Source organism: Pantoea sp. CTOTU49201, assembly GCF_032054795.1.
Taxonomy (GTDB): domain Bacteria; phylum Pseudomonadota; class Gammaproteobacteria; order Enterobacterales; family Enterobacteriaceae; genus Pantoea; species Pantoea symbiotica.
The window spans coordinates 1-6,436 of the sequence record NZ_DAMBSA010000283.1; the positions used below are offsets into that span (position 1 = coordinate 1).

Below are 6,436 nucleotides of genomic sequence, written 5' to 3' on the forward strand. Positions count from 1 at the left end.
CAGAAACAGGCCCATCGCTTCTACCGCAAAGCAGATACTCGCCACGCGCAAACCACCGAGCTTGTTGATGGCATTCGGAAACAGCAGACGCGTGCCGACGAACGCGGCGCTGAACATGGTCAACGCGAAGGCGGCGCCATCCCAACCTTTATCCTGATAAAACAGCGTGATGAAGGTGGCGATTACGCCAAATCCAGCGGAACCCATCGCCAGAATCAAGCCAAAACCGTACACCTTGCTCAGCACGTCACGGAACGGCAGCGGCTTGGCTTTGCTGCCTTTCACCGGCGCACGCGGCAGCGCCAGCGCTATCGCCAGCACGCAAATAGCGATGATGATGCCGGAGAGCAGCAGCAAGCCGCCGCTGCGGAAAATCACCACGCCAAGCGGCGCACCGATCGCCATCGCGCCGTAGGTGACAATGCCGTTCCACGAAATCACCCGGCCAATATGCAGCGAACCGACGCGCGCCACGCCCCACAGCGAGGTGCCGGTGCCGGAGAAGCTTTGCCCCACGCCGAGAATCACGCGCCCCAGACACAGCAGCACCAGACTCAGCACGCCCTGCCCGTCGCTGAGCGCCGAGAGCAGAATACAGATGCCGCTGAGCAAACAGCCCACCAACCCCAGCACCACCACTTTTTTCGGCCCCCACAGATCGGCATAGCGTCCGGCGTGCGGGCGGCTGAGCAGCGTGGCGATGTATTGCAGGCTGATCACCAATCCGGCCCAGAAGGCGTTATAGCCCAGCCCGTCATGGACAAAGCCGGGCAGCACCGCCAGCGGCAAGCCGATGGTGAGATAGCTGGCAAAGTTGAACTTCACGATGGAAAGGATCAGTAAATTGAGGCGAAAACGGCCGTGTTCAGGTGCGGCGGCAGGCAGGTCAGGCATGAGTGATTGCGCTCGTGGGTGACGGAATTTTCATAACAAGAGGATAACTATACGCCTTTTGGTTTTATCCGCATCAGTGAAATGCCCAGTTTTACGGTCATCATTTCGTCATATCGCGCTCGTAGACTCGCCCTCAATCAAATCCCAAAGAGGATAACAATCTGATGACGCCCCTGATTTCTCAGGCGCGCGTGCGCAACGCTAACTCCTTCGCGGGAGGTGGCCGATGACGCATGCCGCGCTGCCTATTGAATTGAAAAATCTCAGATGGTCGGTGGGTAATCTGACTATTCTGCACGATCTCTCCCTGACCATTCCCGCAGGCGAAATCCTGGCGCTGCTCGGTCCGAGCGGCTGTGGCAAAAGCACGCTTTTGAAACTGCTGGCAGGTTTGCTGCAGCCAAGCGCAGGTGAACTGTGGATTGGCGAACGCTGCGTGGCCTCGCCGCGCCACTGCGATGCGCCGGAGAAGCGTAACCTCGGCATGGTGTTCCAGGATTACGCGCTGTGGCCGCACATGTCAGTGGCACAAAACGTCGCCTTTCCGCTGCGCATGCGCGGCATGAAAAAAGCCGCCGCGCGACAACAGGCTGATGCCGCACTGGCTCAGGTTGGCCTCGCTGATTTTGGCGATCGCAAACCAGCGTTGCTCTCCGGCGGCCAGCAGCAGCGCGTGGCGCTAGCGCGGGCGCTGGTGGCAAAACCGGCCATTCTGCTGTTCGACGAACCGCTCTCCAACCTCGACCGCGACCTGCGTGAAACCCTGGTTCACACCATGGCGGATTTGCTGCGCGCGGCGGGTATCACCGCTGTTTACGTTACGCACGATCGCGAGGAAGCCAACACGCTGGCCGACCGCATCATTCACCTGGCGCAGGGCCAGATTGTTTCCGTTACTCACCTCTCAGGGGACCGCAATGCCATCTCTCAAGTCAGTTAAAACAGGAGCCATCAGCGCGATGATTTTGACTTCCGCCATCATGATCAACGACGCCCAAGCGCTGACGGTGTACACCGCCGGTCCGGGTTCGCTGTCGAAAAGTCTTGCCGCCGGATTTGAAAAACAGACCGGCATCAAAGTGAATATTTTCCAGGCCACCACCGGCAAAGTGATGGCGCGTCTCGAAGCGGAACAGGCCAATCCGCAGGCCGATGTGTTGATCTCGGCTTCGTGGGATACCGCCGAAGATCTGCAACAACGCGGCTGGCTGCAACCTTTCGAAAGTGCTAATGCAGCGAAGGTGCCGGATCAGTTCAAAACCGCCAACTATGTCGCGCAGGGTATTTCTGCGCTTGGCATCGTGTGGAATACACAAAGCAACACGCCAGAGCCGAAAACCTGGCAGGATCTCACCGCGCCCGCCTTTAAAGACAAAGTCACCACGCCGGATCCGGCGCTGTCTGGCGCGTCACTCGATCTGCTGATTGGCCTGCAAAACAGCGAAGGCGAAAAAGCGTGGCAGCTGTTTGACCAGCTGAAAGCCAACGGTATGGTGATGAGCGGCCCGAACGCGCAGGCGGTGACGCCGGTGCTGCAAGGCGCGAAAGCGGCGGTGTTTGGCGCGGTCGACTACGTCACCTATAACAACATCGCGCAGGGCGAAAGCGTGAAGGTGATCTTCCCGGAAAACGGCACCGTGGTCGCGCCGCGTCCGATGATGATCCTGAAAAGCAGCCAGCACGCCGACGATGCGAAGAAATTCGTCGATTACGTGCTGTCGGATGAAGGTCAGGAGCAAGTAGCGAAAGCCTGGCTGATGCCAGCGCGTACCGATATCAAAGCGCAACGTCCGCTGTTCACCGAGATTAAGTTGTTGCCATCTAATCAGGACGGCAGCAGCGAGCGCTCGGCGGTGCTGAAGCGCTTTGGCGCCCTGTTCGGACAGTAAGCGATGTCGCGTGCCCTGAATGGCTTGATTCTGCTGGCGTTATTGCTGCTGGTAGCGCTGCCGCTGCTGTTTATTGTGCTGCAAGCGCTGTTTCCACACTTCGGCGAAGGCAGCTGGCGCGGCGCTTTTAGCGCTTTCCCGGCGCTGCTGGACGATCCGCAGCTGGCATCAATGTGGCTGGGCACGCTAAAAATCGGTGGCGGTGTGGCGCTGTGCAGTTTGCTGCTGGGCTTACCGCTCGGCGCACTGCGCGGCCTGTTCCGCCTGCCAGGCGCGGCGTTGTGGGATCTGCTGTTTCTGATCCCGTTTCTGACGCCGCCCTATATTGTGGCGCTGTCATGGACGCTGGCGCTGCAACGCAACGGTTATATCGAACAACTTACCGGCATCAACTTCGACAGCCTGCTATTTAGCAGCAGCGGCATGATTGGGGTGATGACGCTGAACATCTTCCCGGTGGTCTATTTTGCGGTGTCGCGTTCGCTGCTGGCGAGCGGACAACGCCTTGCCTGGGTAGCGCGCGTGCACGGCGCATCGGCGTGGCGCGGCTTCTGGCACATCACCTTGCCGCTGACCTTACCGGCGTTGGCGGGTGGCGTGCTGCTGGCGTTTACGCTGGCGATTGAGGAGTACGGCGTGCCTGCAGCGCTGGGTGCGCAGGCGAAGCTGACGCTGATGACCGTTGGCATTGAAACCAAACTCGCCGACTGGCCGATCGATCTGCCCGGCGCGGCATCGCTGTCGCTGATGTTAAGTCTGGTGGCGCTTACCGCGTGGCTGCTGCAGCGCAAACTGACCGGCAGCAGCGATGTCACGGCGGTTGGCGGTAAACCTGTTACTCAGGAACTGGCACATGCCGGCCGTTTACAAACGCTGATGCTACTGCCATTTGCTCTCACCGTACTGCTCGCGGTGGTGCTGCCGCTCGGCGCGATGACCCTGAGCGGCTTACTGAATACGCTCTCCGGTGGATTGCATCTCAGTAATTTGACGCTACGCCACTTCGGCGCGCTGTTCAGCCAGCAAGGGGATGCGCTGGCGGCCTTCTCCACCAGCATCGGCCTGGCGCTTGGCGCGGCGCTGCTGACCGGCGCGTTGGGTTTTCTCATTGCCTGGCGCGTGTCGGAAGGAAAAACGCGCTTGCTGGCGATGATGGATGGCCTGGCGCTGCTGCCTGCGGCGATGCCCGGCGTGGTAGTTGGCGTGGGTTTGATTCTGCTCTGGAATCGCGGGTTCTGGCCGGTTTCGCCCTATAACACCATGTTTATTCTGCTGTTGTCGTACAGCTGTTTGCTGCTGCCATGGCCGGTGCGCTATGTCAGTAGCGCGCTGCGTCAGCTGGCCCCAACGCTGGAACCGGCGGCACGGGTGCACGGCGCATCACGTTTGCAGGCGCTGCGGCTGGTTGTGCTGCCGCTGGTGGCGCCCAGCTTGCTGGCGGCGATGATGATGGTGTTTGCCGTGGCATCACGCGAGCTGGTGACCTCGCTGCTGCTGGCACCGGCGGGCACGCAAACCGTGGCGATCTTTATCTGGCGTCAGTTTGAACAAGGTTCGGTGGGACAAGGTATGGCGATGGCTACGCTGACGCTGCTCGCCAGTTTGAGTTTGATGTTGGCTGCGACGGCGTTGATGCGGCGTCATGAGAAATAGTCATATATACCGTAGCGGTGTGATTCATCACGCATAAATATGACCTTGGTAATTAACATTATTTAAGCCGTGGCTGTAGGTTTAGCTGTCCTCTTATCAACATATTTTATAACCCATGTCCATGTCGCATTGACCTTACATTTTAAATGGGTAAATTGTAGTTTCACTTAGGGATGATTTCTTACCGTAAGGAAACAGCATGTATCACAGTGATTTGATACTCAAGGGCATTAAAGCCGATGAGTTGATGGCGTCACAGCTTGAAAAAGCGCTTATAGGTGTAAAAGACCAGGCTCTTCAACAAGCCAGTAAAATTGGCGACGGAGCAACACGCTTGGTGTATTACACATCTTGCTTCACCGATAACTATCAAGATGTGTGTGCAAAGCTAAAAGAAGAAGACTTGCGCTTCCTGGACGGCATTGCCGAAGTCGTCAAAAGACGTGACATTATCTACAGACTGGTTCACATCTATTTTGAAGAAATTTTCAGATTCAAAACACGCGAACAACTTTAAGCAATCAATTCCGGTTTATTAAAAGCAGGCGTGATCATCTCCGCTAGTACACTAAACAATCAGGCTTTTGTCATCCGAATAACAACAACTGTTTGCCTTGGCATAGGCTTTAACTCATCTATTGCCGCCTGGACAGGAAAGACTGCCGCACTAACTGTTACCGGGCTAGGGCTATACGGCATCGTACAGCAAGCTGCTGAAAGTGCTGAACGACTCAGGCTGCAAGCGCCGATGTATTATCATGCCCTGCACATGCAGAGACTCGAAATGATGTATTTCCTCGTCGAGCCTACTTTTATGAAAGCTCAAGCATTTGATAGTGACATTACCGAAGCAATAATTAATATGGTGAAGTAGGCATGCGAAATTTTCTAAAGCAATGGTTAAAGGCTCAGGCATCATACTTTTTTTGGGGCTACATTCCGCTTGTTTTAATTATTATTTTCGGTGTTTTTTCAGTAACGTACTTTCGCCCCTACGCACTTCAGTCAACCGGTGTTTTTATAATAATTACCTTTGCATTTGTTATCTGGTTTAACCGCCCTCGTTAAAATTAAAAGGAACTTAACTATTTCAACTCCAGCTCATTTATGGCTAACAGATGAAAACGGATCCCCTATCGTTGGTGGATGCCTGATGCCTACACGACTTGGCTCAATTGAAATGCGCACTCTAACGCATAACATCTCGGTTCCAACCGATAGACATACCGGGAAGTTAACTACAGCAAGAATCCATGCCCCAATAGTTTTCCAGAAAGAATTTGACCAGACAACGCCATTATTATTTCGCGCTTTGTGTCAGGGCAGAACACTTAAATCAGCCACAATAAAAATTTATAGGATTAATGAAGCAGGAATTGAAAATGAATACTTTAACATTGTTCTTGAAAACGTAAAAATAACCAGCATTACTCCATCACTCGTACCAGCAGGCATAGCAAGTACACATATGGAAAATGTCGAGATTCGTTATGAAACAATTATGTGGAAATACGTCGATGGGAATATTCAGTTTAAAGATGGTTGGAATGAACGAATGATCGCTTAATAAAATAGTTAGCGCCTTACCTTACTCGTTGTTTAACTGTATTGATGTCGGCACGGTAAGCCGAGGTGTGAAAATTACACAGTCACCGCTTGAAGTTCATGGCGGTAGCTACGGATGGTGCGTGTTGTAAAAACTTCTCTTTATCTTAAAAAACATAAGGTTAATTTTCATCAGCTACACTCTCCTGAGAAATTTTGTCTCAGGAGAGAGAATGAATAACCTGCTTCAGGAAAAAATTGGCCAGAACATCCTGGTAAAACTGGCGATGCTGGTGATTATTCTGGCGGGCATTCGCGCCGCCTCGGACATTCTGGTGCCCTTCTTACTGGCCAGCTTCCTGGCAATCGTACTCAATCCGCTGGTCACAATGCTGATGCGGCGCGGCGTCAAACGTGGCCTGGCGATTACGCTGGTGATCACCGTGATTTTTATC

8 protein-coding genes are annotated in these 6,436 nt (G+C 54.4%); 7 read left to right on the plus strand and 1 reads right to left on the minus strand.

The annotated features are described in order from the left end of the window. On the minus strand, nucleotides 1-894 hold an 894-nt coding region (locus RTY00_RS17600; RefSeq protein ID WP_312665293.1), incomplete at its 3' end, for an MFS transporter. A 226-nt stretch (nucleotides 895-1,120) separates the two neighbouring features. Here RTY00_RS17600 and RTY00_RS17605 point away from each other — a divergent pair. The 7 genes from RTY00_RS17605 to RTY00_RS17635 form a co-directional block, all read left to right on the plus strand. After that, nucleotides 1,121-1,834 (plus strand): ABC transporter ATP-binding protein, encoded by a 714-nt coding sequence (locus RTY00_RS17605; RefSeq protein ID WP_154157236.1) that lies wholly within the window; start codon nucleotides 1,121-1,123, stop codon nucleotides 1,832-1,834. After that, nucleotides 1,812-2,783 carry an ABC transporter substrate-binding protein gene (locus RTY00_RS17610; protein WP_312665294.1) on the plus strand — a complete coding sequence of 324 codons (972 nt, stop codon included), beginning with the start codon at nucleotides 1,812-1,814 and terminating at the stop codon, nucleotides 2,781-2,783. The genes RTY00_RS17605 and RTY00_RS17610 overlap by 23 nt, the downstream gene beginning before the upstream one ends. Before the next feature lie 3 nt (nucleotides 2,784-2,786). Beyond that, entirely contained in the window at nucleotides 2,787-4,436 is a 1,650-nt protein-coding gene (locus tag RTY00_RS17615) for an ABC transporter permease subunit (protein ID WP_312665295.1), read from the plus strand. A gap of 199 nt (nucleotides 4,437-4,635) precedes the next feature. Then, nucleotides 4,636-4,953: a hypothetical protein gene (locus RTY00_RS17620; protein WP_312665296.1), complete on the plus strand. Its 318-nt coding sequence runs from the start codon at nucleotides 4,636-4,638 to the stop codon at nucleotides 4,951-4,953. Between the two features lie 30 nt (nucleotides 4,954-4,983). Further along, the gene (locus RTY00_RS17625; protein WP_312665297.1) at nucleotides 4,984-5,310 is read left to right on the plus strand and encodes a hypothetical protein; all 327 of its coding nucleotides are present in this window, start codon (nucleotides 4,984-4,986) and stop codon (nucleotides 5,308-5,310) included. Between the two features lie 213 nt (nucleotides 5,311-5,523). Further along, nucleotides 5,524-6,003, plus strand: coding sequence for a type VI secretion system tube protein TssD (locus tag RTY00_RS17630; protein ID WP_312665299.1), 480 nt, complete (start codon nucleotides 5,524-5,526; stop codon nucleotides 6,001-6,003). Nucleotides 6,004-6,214: 211 nt separating this feature from the next. Then, the coding region (locus tag RTY00_RS17635; protein ID WP_312665298.1) for an AI-2E family transporter at nucleotides 6,215-6,436 on the plus strand (222 nt) is incomplete at its 3' end.